The sequence below is a fragment of the Streptomyces sp. BK208 genome (genome assembly GCF_004364245.1).
In the GTDB taxonomy this organism is placed as follows: Bacteria; Actinomycetota; Actinomycetes; order Streptomycetales; family Streptomycetaceae; genus Streptomyces.
On the sequence record NZ_SOAV01000006.1, the window covers coordinates 121,381 to 140,289 of the forward strand.

Sequence of the window (18,909 nt, forward strand, 5' to 3'; positions counted from 1 at the left end):
TCTAAGCTCCCCCATTCGGGTGGAAGGTTTCGAACCCGCCGCGAAGCGTCGGGTGCATGTAAGTCCCGGCGTCGTTGAACGGTGCAACAGCCGTCTTGCCGTGAGGCCAGACCCAGAGAAAGTCATTGGGAGCCTCGACCTTGACTCCGAGGGTGTTTGCCAGGTTCTGTGCGAATCCATCTGATTTCATACCGGTTTGGCAGGATAGCAGCCTAACAGGTTCTCCGTTCCATCCGTGTGCTCGCATCAGTGAAGCCATCTCGCGATGATTGAAGCTCTGCCAGTTCTCGGCCAAGTGGGCGGCGCCCTCCTTCACCTGATAACCCACTGAAGTGGGGGATCCGTGCATTCCCACGTCGAAGGTGCCATTGTTTTTTACCCGATTCATGCTTTTGAGGAGTCGGTCTCCTGGGGCGAAAACGAGCATGCCCGGGCGACCGTCCTTGAAAGGCGTGACCTTCAGGGACAGTGGCTTTTTCCCACGGGATGCGAGACCCTTTACGACTGAGGCAATGTTGGCCGACCCGGATCGGATGCCGCTGGCGAGTCCTTTCAGGCCGCCGCCAATGCCGCCCATGAGTCCTGCGCCGAGCGCCTTTAGGCCGCCTGCCTTCCACAGCTTGCCGAGTTTCGCGATGCTGGTGAATCCCTTGGTCGCGGGTATGCAGTCCAGCGCCGCCCACAGGAGATCCCCCCAGCCGGCTTCTCCCTTGATGACTTTTCTTATCGTGTCCGCCATCACGACGAGGGCCGCCGCGAAGACCAACCACCCCAGCGGGCCGCCCACGATCATCACGATGATGCCGACGATCGTCACGACCCACTTGCAGACGGTGACGATCTCGTCCCAGTGGTCGGAGACCCAGTCGCCCACCTCCTCCCACCAGTGCCGGTTCGGGATGCCGGCGTCGGAGGCTTCCCGGAGCTTGGTCACCGTCCGACGGGCGGCCTCCTCGCGCAACCCCTTCGCCTGACCGGCGAGCTTCTTGGCCGCGTCGAGGGCGCTCTGGGCGCTCTCCACGTTCCGCTCGGCCGCCGCCTGGCGGGCCTTCGCGTGCTGGGCGTCACGCGTGGCGCGGCGGACGTCGGCCTCGTCTGGCTTGGGGACGTCCTTGCCGCCGTTCTTGGCCGGATCGTACGAGTCGGTCTTCTCGGTCGCCCTGCGGACCCAGTCCTCGGCACCGGTCAACGCAGTCTGTGCGGTGCTGAGTTCGTCGCGGGCCTTGCGACCGTCGCGCAGCGCCTTGTCGGCCTTCTCCTGGGCATCCCGCAGGTCGGGCCAGAACGTGGCCAGCGCGTCGCCCGCCAGGCCGTACGACTTCTTCAGCTTGCGCAGCTTCTTCGGGGCGTCCTCGAACTCCTCGGCGAACACCTCCGCCGTCTTGCCCGCCCAGGAGAGGATTTCGTCCTCCTTGGCGATCCCCTTGAGGCCGCGCAGAACGTCGGCAACGTCATCGGCGAAGTCGTGCAGGGTGCCGGCGAGTTTGCGAATGCGGTCCGGGTCGCCCGGAGTCGGGTCCTCGTCCAGGTCGAGTACGTGCCAGTCCGCAGGCCTGTGCGACACCGTGTTCTCCCCCGTGCACGTTGCTAGATGTACCCGCTTGGAACGCGCGTACGAACCTATCGCACGCGCTGCAGACCTGTGTCGGGTCGGCGCAAGGACAGGTGGTGTGACCTTGTCGCGGCGTGGCGCGTTGATCACATCGCACAGGAGGGAGAGCTGATGGTCGGCTCGTCGCACGAGGCCCTGCACCGGGTCTTCCAGAAGGACCCGGCGCTGCTCACGCGGGCGTTCCAGAAGGTGCTGCGCGTTCCTTTCCCGGAGCCGCGGGACTTCGCGGTCCTGAACGCCGACGTGACGGAGATCGAACCCGTCGAGCGGCGCGTGGACACGCTGATGCGGGTGGAGACGGACGACGGGGCTTACCTGCTCGTCGTCGAGGCGCAGGGGAAGAAGGACGAGAGGAAGCGTGGCAGCTGGCCGTACTACCTCGCGTACCTGTATGAGAAGTACCGCTGTGAGCCGGTACTCGTCGTGATCACGCAAAGCGGTGCTACGGCACGCTGGGCTTCCCGACCCATCAGGCGAGGGCTGCCCGGCTGGGAATCGATGACGGTGCGACCGTTGGTGATCGGCCCGGACAACGTGCCGGTGATCGCGAGTGAACGGGAGGCCGAGAGAGACGTCCCGCTCGCCGTGCTGTCGGCCATGACACACGGGCGGGGTGCAAAGGCTGCCGCCATACTGGAACCGTTGGCTTTCGCTCTGCGGACCGTCGACGGCGAGAGCGCGGCGGTGTTCGGACAGCTCATCGAGTCATGCCTGGCCGATTCCCGGGCCAAGGAGATCTGGAGGGACCTGATGTCGGAGATCCGCTACTTCTTCAACAACCCGGTGGCCGAGAAGGTCCGTGAGGAAGGCCGGGTCGAGGGTCGCGAAGAAGGGCGGCTCGAGGACCGGGCCGGGATGACCCTGCGGATCCTGGAGTGGCGGGCCATCCCGGTGTCCGAGGCCGTGCGGGAGCGAGTGCTTGCCTGTTCGGACCTGGATCAGCTCGAAGTCTGGGCCCGCCGTGCGGTGACCGCCGAGCGGGCCGAGGACCTGTTCAGCGGTTGATGGACTGGATCTCCTGGACTTCCATGTCCTGCGTCGTCTCGAACGTGCCGTCCGGCAGGTCGCCCTGGGCGCCGCCGGTGCCCTCCCAGGAGATCTCCCAGGTGATCGAGGCGCTCAGCTGGTACGGTCCGCCGTTCGACGCGCGCAGGTAACGGATGCCGCAGGGCGGGGTCTCGTCGGCCTTGCCCTTCGCGTACGGCGTACCGATGGAGCCGTCGGCGTCGATCTCGCAGTCGCCGGAGGCGGGGAAGGTCTCGGCGTCGGCGGTGCCGGGTTCAAGGTGGAGGGCGACGGGCTTGGCGGTCGTCTCCGCCCACAGCCCGGTGCCGGGCAGCTCGGCCCGGACCTTGACCTCCTTGAAGGTGCCCTTGTCCAGCCAGACCCAGGTGGGGAGATTGACGGTGGACTTGGCGGCCGGCTTTGCCTCGATCTCGGTGGCGGGGACCTCGACCTTGTCGTAGGCGTACTCCGCGAGGGTCTGCGGAGTCGGTGCATTCGGGTCGTCGGGGATCTCGCCCGCGTCCTGCCAGAACATGAGCCTGTTGCAGAGGGACGTATCGTCGAGGCCGGCAAGCCGCGGAGCGACTCCGCGCCAGAAGTAGCCCTTCTTGCCCAGGTTGTAGTCCTTGTAGCCCTTCACCGAAGACGGGGTCCCGAAATAGTTGGGCGCGTCCTTGCCGTCCTTGAAGTGATCGGTCCACAACTGCGACCCGTACCACCCCTGGCGGAGGCTGACGTCACCACCGGCGTCGTGCTCCGCGAAGTCCTTGAGTTCCTCAGGAGTGAACACCGGTTCGTACCAGCAGGGCGGCGGTTCCCAGTTGACGTCGGTTGCGCTCAGGCTTCCCCGTTTGCCGTCCGTCGGGCCGTCCACCTGCGTGACCCTGATGCTGGTGCGCTGGGCGGAGGCGGTCAGTTCCTTGCCCTCGGCCTCGCCTCTCGTGTCGGATCCGCCGAAGGCGTGGGCGGGAGCGGAGTACACGAGGACGGTGGTCAGTGACGCAGCGATGACCGGCAGGCCCCTGTGCCAGACCCTCACTTCGCGCACTCGCCCCTCTCCGAACGGACGGAGGCGTTCTGCCACACGCCCTGGCTGCTCTTGCGGAGGGTTACCAGGTAATACACCTCGGGATCCATGTCCTTGGGATTCCCTTCGACCTTTCCGGTCTTCCGGTGCTTCGTGTAAGCGTCACTCTCGTTCGTGCAGTAGCCGAGAGACGCCGTGCTGCCGTCGTCGAGCAGGCTGACCTTGGGGCCGAAGACCGGCAGCTTGCCGATGACCGTCACGTTCTTGTCGGTGTACGACCTGATCCACTTCTTGCTCTGCGCGTGGCCTGAGTCAGTGTCGTAGAAGGCGACGGCTTCACTGTCGGGGTCGTTGGCGATGATCGCGGCGTATCCCGCCCGCAGCTCTTCCTTGGCGTCATTGAGAACAGCCTGCTCCTTGGCGTCGCTGCTCTTCCAGTTTTCGAAGGTCAGCTGGAAGCTGCTGGGAAGCTCGATCGCCGGACGCTCGACGCCGGGTGATGCGGAGGGGGAGGCCGACTCCGATGCCGAAGGACTCCCCGTCTCCGCCCCCTTGATGTCGTCCGGCGAGGAATCTTCCCCGCCGCAGGCGGTCAGGAGCAGGGACGCCGTCGCGGCGAAGGTGGCGGCGGTCATGGTGAGGGCGCTGCGGGCCACTGGTGTTCCCCCCGGGATACGACGTGTGCGACAGGGAACGAAGCTACCAGGGGCGCGCTCTGACCGGTTTTCGGGGATTGTGCGCGGAGTGTGAAGGCGGAGTCCGCAGAGGCGGGCAAACGGCATGAAGCGGGCGGACGTTGTGATGCGGGCCTCCCTCGCCCCTTCGCCGCCGACGGTGGGAGTCCATAAGATCTCGGTAGGCTCAGCACACCCCTCATCCCGGACGCCCCGCGGCCTGCGCCGCCCACGACCACGACCCAGGACTCCGCCCATGCCGCGACGCCGCACATCAAGCTCCTCAAGCTCGACGGCTCCCTCGGCACCCTCCGCACCGAGGAACCGCACGCCTCAGCCCGTGCGGGTGCGGCGGCGGTCGTTCGGGGACTTCGTCAAGGCGTTCCTCGCCTTCGTGGTGCTGCTGGTGCTGGTCGTCGGCGTGCCCCTCGCGCTGGCCACCCAGATCGGCTGGCCGCTGCCCGACGGCGCGCCGAGCCTGGACTGGCTGCAGCGTGAGATCACCGTCTCCACCTTCCTGCACATCCTCACCGTCATCGTCTGGTTCGCCTGGGCGCAGTTCACCGCCTGCGTGCTCGTCGAGGTCAAGGCCGCGCTGTCCGGCGTAGGGGTGCCGGGGCGGGTGCCCGGGTCGGGGCCCAGTCAGCTCCTCGCCCGGCAGCTCGTCGCCGCGCTGCTCCTCGTCGGTGCCACCGCGGCGAGCCTCACGCCGGGGCTGTCCCAGCTCGGGCAGAGCCTGGAGGGGAACCAGAAGCCGTCCGTCGCCGCCGCCCAGCAGACGCCGGGACTCTTCGCCCAGCAGCAGGAGCAGGCCGCCGCCACCGCGAACGCCCTCGCCGAGCAGGCGGGGCAGGCCGGACAGTCCGCGGCCCGGGCCGACGGAGGTTCCGCCGCCGCGCGCGGGGACACGAAGTACTACCGGATCCAGCCGCCGGAGGGGCGTCACCACGACTCCCTGTGGGAGGTGGCCGAACGGCACCTCGGTGACGGACGCCGGTACAAGGAGATCTTCGAGCTGAACAAGGACCGGGTGCAGCCGGACGGGTCCCGCCTGTCGGAGGCGTCCCTCATCCGGCCCGGCTGGATCATGGAGATGCCCGGCGACGCCCGCGGCGGCGAGCTGGTCGAGATGCCCGACGAGGCGCCGGACGTCCCCGAGCAGGTGCAGCAGCAAATCAGCGACTACGCGCAGAGCGGGGACCACGCCCGGGGCGGAGGGGGAGCGCAGGGCGGTGACGCGCAGGTCTCGCTGCCCGAGCAGCGGCCCGCGCCCACGCCCGCGAACCCCGTCACGCCGGCCACTCCCGTCCCCGGTGCCGGGCAGCGGCACGCCACCCCCGCCGCCGGCCAGGCCGAGGACTCCTTCGGGCTGCCCGAGGCGCTCCTCGCGTCGCCGCTGCTCGCCGCAGGTCTCCTCGGTGCCCTCGGGCGCCGGCGCCGGCAGGCGATGTGGCAGTCGGCGCTGGGCGCGGTCGGCGGGCGGCGCGGCATGGAGCCGCCCACGCCGACCGGCGACGCGCAGGACGTGCAGGACGCGCTGCTCGTCGGCGCCGACCCCGAGGGTGTACGCCTGCTCGACCGGTCGCTGCGCGGGCTGGCCGCCGCCCTCGCCGCCGAGTCCCGCCCGCTGCCCGTCGTCTACGCGGCCTGGATGAGCGGCAACGGCGACCTGCACCTGCAGCTCGCCCAGCCCGCAGGGAAGCCGCCCGCGCCCTGGCAGCAGGGGCAGGACCAGACCTTCTGGATGCTCGCCCGCGCCGACGCCGAGGGGTACGAGGACGCCGAGACGGCCGCGCCCTACCCCGGGCTCGTCAGCCTCGGCACCATGGACGACTCCCGGCTGCTGCTCAACCTGGAGGCCGTGCCCGGCATCGTCTCGCTGAGCGGCGCCGAGTCCGACCGGGCCGCCGTGTTCGCGTCGGTCGCCGCCGAACTGGCCACCAACGGCTGGTCGGACCGTATGACCATCACCCTGGTGGGGTTCGGGGACGATCTCACGCCCCTCGCGCCCAACCGGATCCGGCATCTCGACGGTTTCGAGGACCTCTTCGAGACCATGTCGGCCGAGACCCGGCAGCGGCGCGGAGCGCTCGGGGCCGCCGGGCACGACTCCGTGCTCACCGGCCGCACCGGCCCCGCCCAGCACACCCGCTGGGCGCCGCACCTCGTCCTGCTCGCCGCCCGGCCCTCCGACGACGACGCGCTGCGGCTGGCCGAACTCGCCGCCGACGCCGACCGGCTCGGCATCGGCTACCTCGTCGGCACCGAGGGCACCGACCTGCCCGGCGCCGCCTGGGAGATGGAGATCACCGGCGCGGGCCGGCTGCTCGCGCCGCTGCTCGGGCTGGAGCTGGAAGCCCAGCTGCTGCCCCTCGCCCAGCAGCGTGCCGTCGTCGAGCTGTTCACCGACGCCGATCCCGGCTCCGGCCCCGAGGGCGGTCCCGGCCGGCCGGGCAACGCGCCGCCGTTCCTCGTCGACGTCAGCGAGCAGGGCCGGCCCGCCGTGTACGCCCGCCTCGTCGGCTCGTACGAGATCATCGGCCTGGACGCGCCCGACGGCGAGCGCAGCGCCCTGCTGCACGAGGCGCTGGCGCTGCTCCTGCTGCACCGCGAGGGCGTCCACCCGCGCGTGCTGTCCTCCGCGCTGTGGCCGCGCGGCGTGACCCCGGACGTGCGCGACGCGCTGCTGGAGCGGCTGCGGGCCTGGCTCGGCGCCGACCCCGACGGCACACCGCGGCTCGCCACCGACGCGACCGGACGGCTCACCCTCGCCAAGTCCGTCGTCTCCGACCTCGACGTGCTGCGCTCCCTCTACTACGAGGCCACGCAGGGCCGGGGCGCCGGCAGCCGCCAGGTGCGCGGGCGGCTGCTCACCGACGCCCTGGTGCTGGTGCGCGGACCGCTGCTCGCCGACCGGCCCCAGGGCCGCTACCGCTGGCTCACCCACGAGATCGTCGACGCCCAGCTCCCGCTGCTCGTCGCCGACACCGGGCTGGCGCTCTCCGAGTTCCACCTGGAGAAGAACCGTGCGGAGAAGGCCATCGAGGCGCTGAACGCGGCGCTGCGCACCGCCCCCGCCGACGAGCGCCTGTGGCACGAGCTGCTGCGCGCCACGCACGCCACCGGCGACCCCGGCCGGCTGCGCGCCCTCGCCGCCGACCTCGTCGGCCGCAGCGGGGCTCGTGGACTGCCGCCCCGCACCGAGGCGCTGCTCGACGAACTGCTGCCGACCTGGCGCGAGGGCGTCGCCGCCGCCGGATGAACACGGCCATGGGCATCGACGTCGATCTCGCGGTCGTCCTCGTCGCCGCGCTGTGGGGCGCGGTCACGGGCGCGCTGCTGCCGCGTGCCGCCTACCGGTTCTCCGCCCCCTCCGGGGAGGCGTGGCGCACCGCGTGCCCCGGCGGCCACCCGGTCCGGGGCTGGGCCGGCCGGGCCCGCTGCCGGGACTGCGACCCGGCGCGGGGGGCGACGGAGCCGACGTACGACGCCACCACCGGCGCCGAGTACCACCGGGTGCCGCCGGCGGTGCCCTACGGGCCGAGCCGCCTCGTCCTCGCTCCCGTCACCGCCCTCGTCTGCGCCGCCCTCGCCGCCGCCACCGGGACCCGGCCCGAACTCGCCGTCTGGCTGCTGCTCGCCCCGGTCGGCGTGCTGCTGGCCGTCGTCGACCTGAAGGTACGGCGGCTGCCCGACCCGCTCACCCTGCCGCTCGCCGGTGCCGCACTCGCCCTGCTCGGCCTGGCAGCGCTCGTGCCCGAGCACGCGGGGGAGTGGACCACCGCCCTGCTGGGCGCCCTCGCGCTCGGCGCCGGCTACCTGGTGCTGTTCCTCGTCAACCCGGCCGGCATGGGCTTCGGCGACGTCAAGCTCGCGCTCACGGCCGGCGCCGCCCTCGGCTGGTACGGCTGGCCCACGCTGATGCTGGGCACCTTCGCCGGGTTCCTGCTCGGGGCGCTGTACGGCGGCGCCCTCCTGGTCGCCCGGCGCGCGGACCGCAAGACGGCCATCCCCTTCGGTCCCTTCCTCATCGCGGGAGCCTTCCTCGGCGTCCTGGCCGGGGCCTACGCGGCCTGAGCACGAGCGGGCGAAACGCCTGGCGTACGCTGGTCGCGTCCGTCCACAACCCTTACGAACCTTGCGAAAGGGACGCCGGTGACCGAGAAGGCCGACCTTCAGCCCATCCTCGACCGCGCCGCCGCCGGTGGGCGGATCACTCCCGAAGAGGCGCTGGACCTGTACCGCGACGCTCCGCTGCACGCGCTGGGCGCCGCCGCCGACGCCGTGCGCCGCCGCCGGTACGCCGGTACGGAGCACATCGCGACGTACATCATCGAGCGCAACATCAACTACACGAACGTGTGCGTCACGGCGTGCAAGTTCTGCGCCTTCTACGCCGCGCCGAAGGACACCGCCAAGGGCTGGTCCCGCGACCTCGACGACATCCTGCGCCGCTGCGCGGAGACGATCGAGCTGGGCGGCACGCAGATCATGTTCCAGGGCGGCCACCACCCGGACTACGGCGTCGAGTACTACGAGAAGCACTTCGCCGCCATCAAGAAGGAGTTCCCCGAGCTCGTCATCCACAGCCTGGGGGCGAGCGAGGTCGAGCACATGGCGCGGATCTCGAAGGTGTCGGTCGAGGAGGCCATCACCCGCATCCACGCGGCCGGGCTCGACTCCTTCGCGGGGGCCGGCGCGGAGCTGCTGCCCGAGCGGCCGCGCAAGGCGATCGCGCCGCTGAAGGAGTCCGGCGAGCGCTGGCTGGAGATCATGGAGATCGCCCACAACCTGGGTGTGGAGTCCACCTCCACGATGCTCATGGGCACCGGTGAGACCAACGCCGAGCGCATCGAGCACCTGCGGATGATCCGGGACGTGCAGGACCGCACCGGCGGCTTCCGCGCCTTCATCCCGTACACCTACCAGCCCGAGAACAACCACCTGAAGGGCCGCACGCAGGCCACGCTCTTCGAGTACCTGCGGATGATCGCCATCGCCCGCGTGTTCCTCGACAACGTCGCGCACATCCAGGGGTCGTGGCTGACCACGGGCAAGGAGGTCGGTCAACTCTCCCTGCACTACGGCGCGGACGACCTCGGCTCGATCATGCTGGAGGAGAACGTGGTCTCCTCCGCCGGTGCCAAGCACCGCTCCAACCGGATGGAGATCATCGATCTGATCCGGAAGGCCGGACGGGTGCCGGCGCAGCGCGCGACGACGTACGAGCACCTCGTCGTGCACGACGACCCGGCGAACGACCCCGTCGACGAGCGCGTGGTCTCCCACATCTCGTCCACGGCCATCGAGGGTGGCACCGCCCACCCCGAGCTGAAGCTGCTGGCGTCCAACTGACGCCGCCGTGCTGACGATCCACGTCGCCGAGGCCTCGCCCGAGTCAGCCGTCGTGGCCGACGGCGCGCATCTCGCCGCCGTCGGCTCGTACGAGGAGCTGGTCGCCGACCACCCGCGGGCGCGGGTGCGCCGGTGGCCCGGACTCCTGACGCCCGGACTGCTCAACCCGTACGGTCCGGAGCTGCTGGAGCAGGCGTACCACCCCGACCCGCGCGAAGCGGACCGGCTCGGTACCGAGCCGGTCTTCGGGGAGCGCGGGCTCGCACTCCTCGCCGGCAACCCGTCCGCGCGGGGTGCCAGCGCCCGCCGCGGAGTGCAGCGCATGCTGGCGCACGGAACGGTCGCCGTCGCCGGTGAGCTGCGCGGGCGCGCGGCCCTGGACGCGGTGCGCGGAGCGGGGCTCGCCCTGGCGGGGCGCCCGGCCGGCCTGCCCGGGCCCGCGTCGTTCTCGCCGGTGCCGCTGGTGCTGCTTCCCGCGCTCGCCCCCGGGAACCCCGCCCGCTTCGCGGTGTTCGACGTGCCCGACCGGGCCGCGCTGGTGCGGGACGGCGCGTCCGCGTGCGTGGCGACCGTCGTCGCGGGCCGGATCGTGTACCGGCGGCGCTGAGCGCACGCTAGCCCGCGAACGCCTCCGCGAACGCGCCGCTCTCCTGTTCCACCCCGCTGCAGTCGGTCAGCGCGTCCTGGGCGGACGCGTCGTCCGCGCACCGCCGGTCCCGGAACGCCGCCCACATCGACACCCAGGCGACGCCCTTCTCCACGGCGAAGGCGCGGACCTCGGCGGCGTCTTCGAGGGTGAAGGTCTCCCCGGCGACGTCGTTGACGCCGAGCATCGAGGTGAGCGCCATGCCCCGCCAGGCGTCCGCGTCGGAGGTGCCGAAGACCTTCCTCAGCTGCGTGTGGGCGGCCTTCGCCGAGGTGAGGGCGTAGTCGCCCATGTCGGCGGTGTACGACTCTCCGTAGTTCATGGTCATGAGGTTGACCGTGGAGACCCGCACGCCGTGGTCGTTCGCCGACGCCAGCAGCGCCAGGCCGTCGGTGTCCAGGCCCGAGGGCATCACCGGGAGGGTGAAGGAGACCTGGAGGCCGCCGCGTTCCTCCTGGAGCAGCGCGATCGCCTCCGAACGCAGGGCGACGGAGTCGGCGTCGGTCAGCTCGTCGCCCTCCACGTCGAAGTCCGCCCGCACGGACCCGGCGGCGTCCAGGGCGGCGCCGTACGCCGCCGCCAGCGCGGGGGCGCTGTCGCAGGCGGCGGCGAGTTCCGTGCCGGACGCGCCGCCGAAGGAGACGCGGACGGTGGCGCCGGACGCCTTCAGCTTCTCGACGCGGGCGGCGACGGAGGCGTCGTCGATCTCCTGGACACCGTTCCAGCGGGGGACGCAGCCGTCGCCGGACGAGATGACGAACGCCAGGTTGTACACCGTGGGGGAGCCCGCCGTGTCGGTGGCGGAGGCCGTGGTGGCGCTGACGTAGGGGGCGTAGGCGGTGGCCGGCGCGGAGGACGCCGAGGACGCCGAGGACGCCGAGGACGCGGGCGGTGCCGCGGGGGCCGCGTCGGTGGTGCCGCCCCGTCCGGCGCAGCCCGCGGTGGCCAGGGTGAACAACAGGGCGCACCCGGCCGCCGCGTTCCGGTGAACCCTCATGAGCCACTCTCCCGTTTCGTCCGTTGTCGTCGTCGGACCAGTGAAGGTGGCACGCGTTCCTGGGTCTTCGCTGAGGAAAGGGCGCTCCGCGGTGCCGTCTCCCAGGAAACGGACAGGACGGGCCGCTTTTCACCGGAATCTCTCAAGAACCTGCCAGTCGACGACAGGCAAGGCTCCCTAACGTCCGGGGGCATGCACTCCGAGCCTGCCTACCCGCCCCGCGCCGCACCCCGCGCCGCCGTCCGTGCCCCGTCCCGTACCGCCGCGCGCGGTCGCCGCCGCATCCGCGACGACGGATCCGCCGAGGGGCCCGTGTTCGTCGACAGCACCGGACGCCGGGCCCGGCTGCTGCGCCGGCTGGGACTGCTGGTGGGGGCGGTGTGCGTCGGCTACACGGCCGTCCTGGGCCTGGCCTTCATGGGCGTCGGCATCTCGGTCAACCCGTCCTCGCTGCTGCCCTTCGGCGTCGGGGGCGGCGGCGGACCGGAGGGCGGACCCGGTCCCGGCGGCGGCACGCGTCCCCAGGGCGGGGCCGCTCCCACGGGCGCCCCGCCGAGCGGCGCGCCCTCCGTCGCCCCCAGCGCGGCACCCGACACCGCTGCCACCGCATCCGTATCCGTCACCGCACCCGCCACCGCCACCGCCACCGCATCCGTGCCCGTCACCGCACCCGCCACCGCCACCACCGCACCCGCCACCGCATCCGCACCCGCCACCGCACCCGCCTCCGCCCGCACCGACTGACCGGACGCCCCCACCCCATGACCACGCGCACCCCGCCCCCCACCCCGCGCGCCCGGGGCCGCCGCCGCGCTCCCACCCGCATGGCACGGGCCGCCGGCCGGGCCGCCGCCCTGCAACGCCCCCGTGTTCTCCTCGCCCTGCTGCTCCTGCTCGCGCTGACCTGCGTGCTGCTCCTCGACGGCTACCTGCGCGCGGAGGTCGGCGGCGACGAGCGCGTCCGCACCGGCGCCTCGGCGAGCGACGTCCCCGACGAGGTACTGGACGGCGGCCCGATCCTGTCCTTCCCGGGCGGGCAGGCCACCACCGTCTCCGTCCCCGACAAGACGATCGTGCTGACCTTCGACGACGGCCCGGACCCCACCTGGACACCGCGGGTGCTGGAGATCCTCGAGAAGTACGACGTGCCCGGCACGTTCTTCCTGGTCGGCTCGATGGTCTCGCGCCACCCCGGCATCGTGCGGGACATGGTCGAACAGGGCAACGAGGTGGGCGTCCACACCTTCACCCACGTCGACCTCTCCTTCCAGAGCCGGGCTCGCGTCACCCGCGAGATCGAGCAGACCCAGCTCGCCCTCGCCGGCGCGGCCGGCATCACCACCACGCTGTTCCGGGCGCCCTACTCCTCGCAGACGGACGCCGTCGACGACTACAGCTGGCCCGTCTACCAGAGCCTCGGTGAGGACGGCTACACCAGCGTCTTCGTCGACACCGACAGCGACGACTGGAAACGGCCCGGCGCCTCGAAGATCGTCGAGTGGGCCACGCCGGAGGACGACGAGGGCGCGTCCGTCCTCTTCCACGACGCCGGCGGCGAGCGGTCGCAGACGATCGCGGCGCTGCCGAAGTACATCGAGAAGATGAAGGCCGCGGGTTACACCTTCACCACCGTCAGCGGTGCAATGGCCGAGCAGCGGCCACAGCAACCCGGCGGCAGCGGTGGCGGCCTCCGGGCCGCCCACCACGAGGCCACCGGTGCCACCCTCTACGAGGGCAGGGCGCTGATCGCGGCCGTCGCCGTCGCCGAGTGGACGGTGCCGGCGCTGTCGGCCGGACTCGTGGTCGTGGGCGTGGCCGTCCTGGGCCGGTTCGCGATGATGCTGGTCCTCGCCCGCCGCCACCACAGACAGCGCAACAGGCGCCGCTTCAGCTGGGGCCCGCCCGTCACCGGGCCGGTGAGCGTGATCGTCCCGGCGTACAACGAGAAGGAGTGCATCGAGGCGACGCTGCGGTCACTGGCGGGCAGCACCCACCCGATCGAGATCATCGTCGTGGACGACGGCTCCACCGACGGTACGGCGGAGATCGCCGAGTCCCTGGGACTGCCGGGCGTCCGCGTCGTGCGGCAGGCCAACGCGGGAAAGCCCGCCGCCCTCGACAACGGCGTCCGGCACGCCCGGTACGACGTCGTCGTGATGATGGACGGCGACACCGTCTTCGAGCCGGACACCGTGCGGCACCTGGTGCAGCCCTTCGCCGACCCCGCCGTCGGCGCGGTCGCCGGCAACGCCAAGGTCGGCAACCGGCGCACCCTCATCGGTGCCTGGCAGCACATCGAGTACGTGATGGGCTTCAACCTCGACCGGCGCATGTACGACCTGCTGCGCTGCATGCCGACCATCCCCGGCGCGATCGGCGCCTTCCGGCGCGAGGCGGTCCTCCAGGCCGGCGGCATGAGCGACGACACCCTCGCCGAGGACACCGACATCACCATCGCCCTGCACCGCGCGGGATGGCGGGTGGTCTACGAGGAGCACGCCCGCGCCTGGACGGAGGCGCCCGGGTCGCTGGGCCAGCTCTGGTCCCAGCGCTACCGCTGGTCGTACGGCACGATGCAGGCGCTGTGGAAGCACCGCCGGTCCCTGACGGACCGGGGGCCCTCGGGCCGCTTCGGGCGCGTCGGCATGCCGCTGGTCGTGCTCTTCCAGGTGGTCACGCCCGTGTTCGCGCCGCTCATCGACGTGTTCACCGTCTACTCGATGCTCTTCGTCGACTTCCGCGCGGCACTCCTCGCGTGGCTCGCGGTACTGGGCGTGCAGCTGGTGTGCGCGGCGTACGCCTTCCGGCTCGACCGGGAGAAGTACCGGTACCTGCTGATGATGCCGCTCCAGCAGCTGGCGTACCGGCAGATGATGTACCTCGTCCTCATCCACTCCTGCGTCACCGCCCTGACCGGCGGGCGGCTGCGCTGGCAGAAGCTGAAGCGGACGGGCGAGGTCGGCACCCCGGCGGGGACCACGGGGGCCGGCTGATGGGCGCGCACCGCAAGGGTGCCCCGCGCACCGCTCCCGCGGACGGGGGCTCCCCGGCGCCGGGCCGGGACCGGTACTTCGACACCCTGCGCGCCCTGGCGCTGGTCCGGGTCGTCGCCTACCACGCCTTCGGCTGGCCCTGGGCCGGGTTGCTCTTCCCGTCCATGGGGGTCATGTTCGGCCTGGCCGGCACCCTGATGGCCCGCTCGCTGCGGCGGCCCGCGGCGACGGTGGTCCGGAGCCGGCTGCGCCGTCTGCTGCCGCCGTTCTGGTGCTGGGGCCTGTTCGTGGTGGGCGCGATGCTGGCACGCGGCTGGATGCCGGGGTGGCAGATCGTCTACTGGGTGGTGCCGCTCGGCGACCCGCCGGGCAGTGCCTGGGGCGAGCAGGCCTGGGAGATCCTCTGGTACCTGCGGACGTACCTGTGGTTCGTCCTGCTCTCCCCGCTCCTGCTGCGGCTCTTCCGGCGTGCGCCCGTGCCGGTGCTGCTGCTGTCCCTCGCGCCGATCGTCGTGCTGCAGTTCCTCCGGCAGCCGCCGGACGACCGCTTCGGCACCGGCCTGCTCGACCTGGCGACGTACCTCTTCTGCTGGGTCCTCGGCTTCGCGCACCGCGACGGCGTGCTGGGCCGCCTCAGGCCGGTCCCGGTCGTCGTCCTGTCGCTCGCCGCCCTCGTCTGCGGCGCCTGGTACGCCTTCGCGCACCGGGCCGAGTACGGCACCTACGACCTCGACGACATCCCGCTCGCGCAGGCCTTCTGGTCGGCCGGCTTCGTGACGCTGCTGATGTACGCCAAGACGCGGCTCGGGTCCGGCCTCTCCGGACCGGTCCGGCTGCGGCGGCTGGACCGGCTGGTGAGCGTGTTCAACGCCCGCGCGGTGACGATCTACCTCTGGCACGAGCTGGCCCTCGTCCTGGCCGTGCCGCTGATCGACCGGCTCTGGGACGTGCCCGCCTTCGAGGCGTACCTGCCGCTGGACAGCCAGTGGTTCCTGCTGGGGGTGGGCTGGGTCCTGATCGCGCTCTTCGTGCTGCTGTTCGGGTGGGTGGAGGACGTCGCCGCGCGGAAGCGGCCGCGCCTGCTGCCGTGAGCCCGTCGGCGGTGAGTGGGGAGGGTGCTGCAACAATGGGCCCGTGACCCGCGCTTCCCTGAACAAGCAGCCGCACGAAGTCGCCTCGATGTTCGACCACGTCGCGGAACGGTACGACCTGACGAACGCCGTGCTCTCGCTCGGCCAGGACCGGGCGTGGCGCAAGGCGGTCGCCCGGGCCGTCGACGCCCGCCCGGCGCAGAAGGTCCTGGACCTGGCGGCCGGCACGGCGACCTCCTCCCTGCCCTTCGCCCGCACCGGCGCCTACGTCGTGCCCTGCGACTTCTCCCAGGGCATGCTCAAGGTCGGCAAGGAGCGGCACTCGTGGCTGCCGTTCACCGCGGGCGACGCGACCCGGCTGCCGTTCAAGGACGACGTCTTCGACGCCGTCACCATCTCCTTCGGCCTGCGCAACGTGCAGGACACGGACGCCGCGCTGCGCGAGATGTACCGGGTGACGCGGCCCGGCGGCCGGGTCGTCATCTGCGAGTTCTCGCACCCGACCTGGGCGCCGTTCCGCACCGTCTACACCGAGTACCTGATGCGCGCCCTGCCGCCGGTCGCCCGCGCGGTGTCGTCCAACCCCGACGCGTACGTCTACCTCGCGGAGTCCATCCGGGCCTGGCCCGACCAGCCGGCGCTCGCCGAGCGGCTGGGCAAGGCCGGCTGGTCCAGGGTCGCGTGGCGCAACCTGACGGGCGGCGTGGTGACGCTGCACCGCGGGTTCAAGGCGGGCTGAGCGCGACGCGCGGCAGCACGGCCGGCTCCCCGGCCCCGCCGGCACCCGCGGTCCGGTCCGGGCCGGGTGGCGGGGCGATGGCGCGGGAGGTCAGGAGTCGCGGTCGCCGCTGTCCAGGGAGAGGCGGTAGCAGTGCCCCCGCTGCTCCGAGGACGGGATCGTGAACACCTCGGCGAGCCGCATGCCCAGCCGCTCGGTGACCGCGATGGACCGGGCGTTGCGCGCGTTGACCATCGCGACCACCCCGGTCACCCCCGTGGCGCCCACCCGCTGCAGGGTCTGCCGGGCCGCCGCCGTGACGTAGCCCTTGCCCCAGTGCGCCCGCCCGAGCCGCCAGCCGATCTCGATCTCGCCCTTGGGGCCCCACTCCCCGGGCCACGGCTGGGCGCCGGTGAACCCGATGACCTGCCCGGACTCGTCCACCATGGTCCACAGGCAGAAGCCGCGCTCCGCGTCGTGCCGGCGCTGGCGGGCGGTCAGCTCCTCGTAGACGGACAGTTCCGCGGCCCTGCCGCCGTGGAACTCCATGACGTCCGGGTCGTCGAAGATCCGGTGCCAGGCGACGGCGTCCTCGTCGGTGGGGACGCGCAACGCTACGGCGGGGAGAGGTCGCTTCACTGGGCAGCCCTTCAGCCGGGTGGTCGGTGACGCTGAATAGACTGCCCATGACCAGTGCCGGTCGGCACGCAGATTCCGAACTTGGGGAGATCCCGCCGTGACCGTCGAGACTGAGCCGCTCTCCGAGAACACCGCCGACGTCATCGTCGTGGGCGCGGGGCCGGCCGGCTCCACGACCGCGTACCACCTGGCCAAGTCGGGCCTCGACGTCCTGCTGCTCGAGAAGACCGCGTTCCCCAGGGAGAAGGTCTGCGGCGACGGCCTCACCCCGCGCGCGGTCAAGCAGCTCGTCGCCATGGGCATCGACATCTCCGAGGAGGCCGGCTGGCTGCGCAACAAGGGCCTGCGCATCATCGGCGGCGGCTCCCGCCTCCAGCTGGACTGGCCGGATCTGGCCTCCTTCCCCGACTACGGACTCGTCCGCAAGCGCGACGACTTCGACGAGCAGCTCGCCCGGCAGGCCCAGAAGGCCGGCGCCCGCCTGTACGAGCGCTGCAACGTCGGTGCCCCGGTCGTCGACGACCGCACCGGCCGGATCACCGGCGTGCACGCCAAGCTGGGCGAGGACAAGCGCGAGGTCACCTTCCACGCGCCGCTGGTCGTGGCCGCGGACGGCAACTCCACGCGGCTGTCCCTGGCGATGGGCCTGCACCGCCGCGAGGACCGCCCGATGGGCGTCGCCGTCCGCACGTACTTCACCTCGCCCCGCCACGACGACGACTACCTGGAGTCCTGGCTGGAGCTGTGGGACCGGCGCGGTGCGCAGGACCGGCTGCTGCCGGGCTACGGCTGGATCTTCGGCATGGGCGACGGCACCTCGAACGTCGGCCTCGGCGTCCTCAACACCTCCGCCGCCTTCAAGGAGCTGGACTGGCGCGAGATCCTCAAGGCCTGGTGCGCGTCCATGCCCGAGGACTGGGGCTACACCCCGGACAACATGACCGGCCCGATCCGCGGTGCCGCCCTGCCCATGGCCTTCAACCGCCAGCCCCACTACACCAAGGGCCTGCTCCTCGTCGGCGACGCCGGCGGCCTGGTGAACCCCTTCAACGGCGAGGGCATCGCCTACGCCATGGAATCCGGCCAGATCGCCGCCGACGTCGTCGTCCAGGCCCACGCCCGGGCCACGCCGAGCCAGCGCGAGATCGCCCTGCAGCGCTACCCGCGGGTCCTCAAGGACACCTACGGCGGCTACTACACGCTGGGCCGCGCCTTCGTGAAGCTCATCGGCAACCCGAAGGTCATGCAGATCGCGACCCAGCGCGGCCTGACCCACCCGGTCCTGATGAAGTTCACCCTGAAGATGCTCGCCAACCTGACGGACCCCACGGGCGGCGACGCGATGGACCGCATCATCAACGGACTGAGCAAGGTCGCGCCGAAGGCCTGAGCCTCCCGAGCCGCCCCGGCCCCACGGCCCGGCACGGCACGGTCCGGCCCCACGGCCCGGCCGGGCCGCCGGGCCGTTCAGGCGGTGAAGGCCGCCGCGTTGGCCGAGCGGCGCGCGAGGACCTCCTCGCGCCGGTCCGCCGACTGCCGCAGCGCCGCCTTGCGTTCCCGGCCGGAGAGCCGGTCCAGGTAGAGCCGTCCGTTCACGTGGTCGGTCTCGTGGGCGAGGCACCGCGCGAAGTAACCGGTCCCCTCGACGCGGAGCGGCGCGCCGTCCTTGTCCAGGCCCCGCACCACGGCCCGGTCGGGCCGCGGTACGGCCATGACGGCGCCCGGCACCGACAGGCACCCCTCGCCCTCGTCCAGCAGCCGCCGGGCGGCCGGGTCGAGGGCTTCCAGCACCGGGTTGACGACGTGCCCGACATGTCGGACACCGTCGTCGTCCAGGCAGTCGTAGACGAACAGCCGCACATCCACCCCGACCTGATTGGCGGCCAGCCCGGCCCCCTCCGCGACGTACATGGTGCGGAGCATGTCGTCGATGAGCGCGGCGAGGTCGGGCCCGAACTCCGTGACGTCCCGGCACGGCCGGTGCAGCACACCCTCGCCGGCCTCGGTGACGCGGCGCACCGATCCGCGCCGGGCCTCGGGCGCGAACGGGGGGTAGGAGGCGGTGGGCCGCCCCTGGACGAACACACTCGGCATGACGTTCTCTCCTCCGGCTCGTGGACGGGCCGGTGGGACCCGGCCCGCGCCGAGCATG

16 protein-coding genes are annotated in these 18,909 nt (G+C 71.9%); 10 read left to right on the top strand and 6 right to left on the bottom strand.

Translation table 11 applies throughout. From position 1 onward, the window contains the following. Nucleotide 1 precedes the first annotated feature (1 nt). Nucleotides 2–1,564, bottom strand: a complete 1,563-nt coding sequence (locus tag EV562_RS35595) for a WXG100 family type VII secretion target (RefSeq protein ID WP_243860071.1) — start codon at nucleotides 1,562–1,564, stop codon at nucleotides 2–4. A 159-nt stretch (nucleotides 1,565–1,723) separates the two neighbouring features. On the opposite strand from EV562_RS35595, the gene EV562_RS16500 reads away from it, so the two are divergent. After that, entirely contained in the window at nucleotides 1,724–2,617 is an 894-nt protein-coding gene (locus EV562_RS16500; RefSeq protein ID WP_133887579.1) for a hypothetical protein, read from the top strand. Here EV562_RS16500 and EV562_RS16505 read toward each other — a convergent pair. Both EV562_RS16505 and EV562_RS16510 read right to left on the bottom strand, forming a co-directional pair. After that, the gene (locus EV562_RS16505) at nucleotides 2,607–3,599 is read right to left on the bottom strand and encodes a hypothetical protein (protein WP_243860088.1); all 993 of its coding nucleotides are present in this window, start codon (nucleotides 3,597–3,599) and stop codon (nucleotides 2,607–2,609) included. The two genes, EV562_RS16500 and EV562_RS16505, sit on opposite strands and share 11 nt — an antisense overlap. A 53-nt stretch (nucleotides 3,600–3,652) precedes the next feature. Beyond that, nucleotides 3,653–4,300: a hypothetical protein gene (locus EV562_RS16510; protein WP_133887580.1), complete on the bottom strand. Its 648-nt coding sequence runs from the start codon at nucleotides 4,298–4,300 to the stop codon at nucleotides 3,653–3,655. 274 nt (nucleotides 4,301–4,574) lie between these two features. Here EV562_RS16510 and EV562_RS16515 point away from each other — a divergent pair, with 274 nt between their 5' ends. The 4 genes from EV562_RS16515 to EV562_RS16530 all read left to right on the top strand — a co-directional run bounded on the left by EV562_RS16515 (nucleotide 4,575) and on the right by EV562_RS16530 (nucleotide 10,280). Then, the gene (locus tag EV562_RS16515; RefSeq protein ID WP_133887581.1) at nucleotides 4,575–7,580 is read left to right on the top strand and encodes a BTAD domain-containing putative transcriptional regulator; all 3,006 of its coding nucleotides are present in this window, start codon (nucleotides 4,575–4,577) and stop codon (nucleotides 7,578–7,580) included. 8 nt (nucleotides 7,581–7,588) lie between these two features. Then, nucleotides 7,589–8,395 carry an A24 family peptidase gene (locus EV562_RS16520; protein WP_166661831.1) on the top strand — a complete coding sequence of 269 codons (807 nt, stop codon included), beginning with the start codon at nucleotides 7,589–7,591 and terminating at the stop codon, nucleotides 8,393–8,395. Nucleotides 8,396–8,473: 78 nt separating this feature from the next. After that, nucleotides 8,474–9,673 carry a cyclic dehypoxanthinyl futalosine synthase gene (gene mqnC / locus EV562_RS16525; RefSeq protein ID WP_102928285.1) on the top strand — a complete coding sequence of 400 codons (1,200 nt, stop codon included), beginning with the start codon at nucleotides 8,474–8,476 and terminating at the stop codon, nucleotides 9,671–9,673. Between the two features lie 7 nt (nucleotides 9,674–9,680). Then, nucleotides 9,681–10,280 carry a hypothetical protein gene (locus EV562_RS16530; RefSeq protein ID WP_133887583.1) on the top strand — a complete coding sequence of 200 codons (600 nt, stop codon included), beginning with the start codon at nucleotides 9,681–9,683 and terminating at the stop codon, nucleotides 10,278–10,280. A 7-nt stretch (nucleotides 10,281–10,287) separates the two neighbouring features. On the opposite strand, the gene EV562_RS16535 is transcribed toward EV562_RS16530, so the two are convergent. Continuing rightward, nucleotides 10,288–11,316: a chitinase gene (locus EV562_RS16535; protein WP_133887584.1), complete on the bottom strand. Its 1,029-nt coding sequence runs from the start codon at nucleotides 11,314–11,316 to the stop codon at nucleotides 10,288–10,290. Nucleotides 11,317–11,508: 192 nt separating this feature from the next. Between EV562_RS16535 and EV562_RS16540 the strand changes: the two genes are divergently transcribed. The 4 genes from EV562_RS16540 to EV562_RS16555 are packed head-to-tail and all read left to right on the top strand — an operon-like array spanning nucleotide 11,509 to nucleotide 16,139. Next, nucleotides 11,509–12,060: a hypothetical protein gene (locus EV562_RS16540; RefSeq protein ID WP_243860072.1), complete on the top strand. Its 552-nt coding sequence runs from the start codon at nucleotides 11,509–11,511 to the stop codon at nucleotides 12,058–12,060. A gap of 17 nt (nucleotides 12,061–12,077) precedes the next feature. Continuing rightward, nucleotides 12,078–14,309: a glycosyltransferase gene (locus EV562_RS16545; RefSeq protein ID WP_133887585.1), complete on the top strand. Its 2,232-nt coding sequence runs from the start codon at nucleotides 12,078–12,080 to the stop codon at nucleotides 14,307–14,309. After that, on the top strand, nucleotides 14,309–15,400 hold the full coding sequence (locus EV562_RS16550) for an acyltransferase (RefSeq protein WP_133887586.1): 1,092 nt from the start codon (nucleotides 14,309–14,311) through the stop codon (nucleotides 15,398–15,400). Before EV562_RS16545 ends, EV562_RS16550 begins: the two co-directional genes overlap by 1 nt. A 43-nt stretch (nucleotides 15,401–15,443) precedes the next feature. Continuing rightward, nucleotides 15,444–16,139, top strand: a complete 696-nt coding sequence (locus EV562_RS16555; protein WP_133887587.1) for a demethylmenaquinone methyltransferase — start codon at nucleotides 15,444–15,446, stop codon at nucleotides 16,137–16,139. 90 nt (nucleotides 16,140–16,229) lie between these two features. Here the strand turns inward: EV562_RS16555 and EV562_RS16560 are convergent, their stop codons facing one another. Then, complete coding sequence (locus EV562_RS16560) at nucleotides 16,230–16,757, bottom strand: GNAT family N-acetyltransferase (protein WP_133887588.1); 528 nt, start codon at nucleotides 16,755–16,757, stop codon at nucleotides 16,230–16,232. A gap of 97 nt (nucleotides 16,758–16,854) precedes the next feature. On the opposite strand from EV562_RS16560, the gene EV562_RS16565 reads away from it, so the two are divergent. After that, on the top strand, nucleotides 16,855–18,147 hold the full coding sequence (locus tag EV562_RS16565) for a geranylgeranyl reductase family protein (RefSeq protein ID WP_133887589.1): 1,293 nt from the start codon (nucleotides 16,855–16,857) through the stop codon (nucleotides 18,145–18,147). A gap of 77 nt (nucleotides 18,148–18,224) precedes the next feature. Here EV562_RS16565 and def read toward each other — a convergent pair whose 3' ends face one another. Beyond that, nucleotides 18,225–18,851, bottom strand: a complete 627-nt coding sequence (gene def, locus EV562_RS16570; RefSeq protein ID WP_133887590.1) for a peptide deformylase — start codon at nucleotides 18,849–18,851, stop codon at nucleotides 18,225–18,227. Between the last annotated feature and the right edge of the window lie 58 nt (nucleotides 18,852–18,909).

Bases quoted from the DNA above. Each gene is read 5' to 3' on its own strand.
- EV562_RS16540 (WP_243860072.1), top strand. From the start codon at position 11,509: ATGCACTCCGAGCCTGCCTACCCGCCCCGCGCCGCACCCCGCGCCGCC.
- EV562_RS16535 (WP_133887584.1), bottom strand. From the start codon at position 11,316: ATGAGGGTTCACCGGAACGCGGCGGCCGGGTGCGCCCTGTTGTTCACC.
- EV562_RS16550 (WP_133887586.1), top strand. From the start codon at position 14,309: ATGGGCGCGCACCGCAAGGGTGCCCCGCGCACCGCTCCCGCGGACGGG.
- def (WP_133887590.1), bottom strand. From the start codon at position 18,851: ATGCCGAGTGTGTTCGTCCAGGGGCGGCCCACCGCCTCCTACCCCCCG.
- EV562_RS16545 (WP_133887585.1), top strand. From the start codon at position 12,078: ATGACCACGCGCACCCCGCCCCCCACCCCGCGCGCCCGGGGCCGCCGC.
- EV562_RS16520 (WP_166661831.1), top strand. From the start codon at position 7,589: ATGGGCATCGACGTCGATCTCGCGGTCGTCCTCGTCGCCGCGCTGTGG.
- EV562_RS16515 (WP_133887581.1), top strand. From the start codon at position 4,575: ATGCCGCGACGCCGCACATCAAGCTCCTCAAGCTCGACGGCTCCCTCG.
- EV562_RS16500 (WP_133887579.1), top strand. From the start codon at position 1,724: ATGGTCGGCTCGTCGCACGAGGCCCTGCACCGGGTCTTCCAGAAGGAC.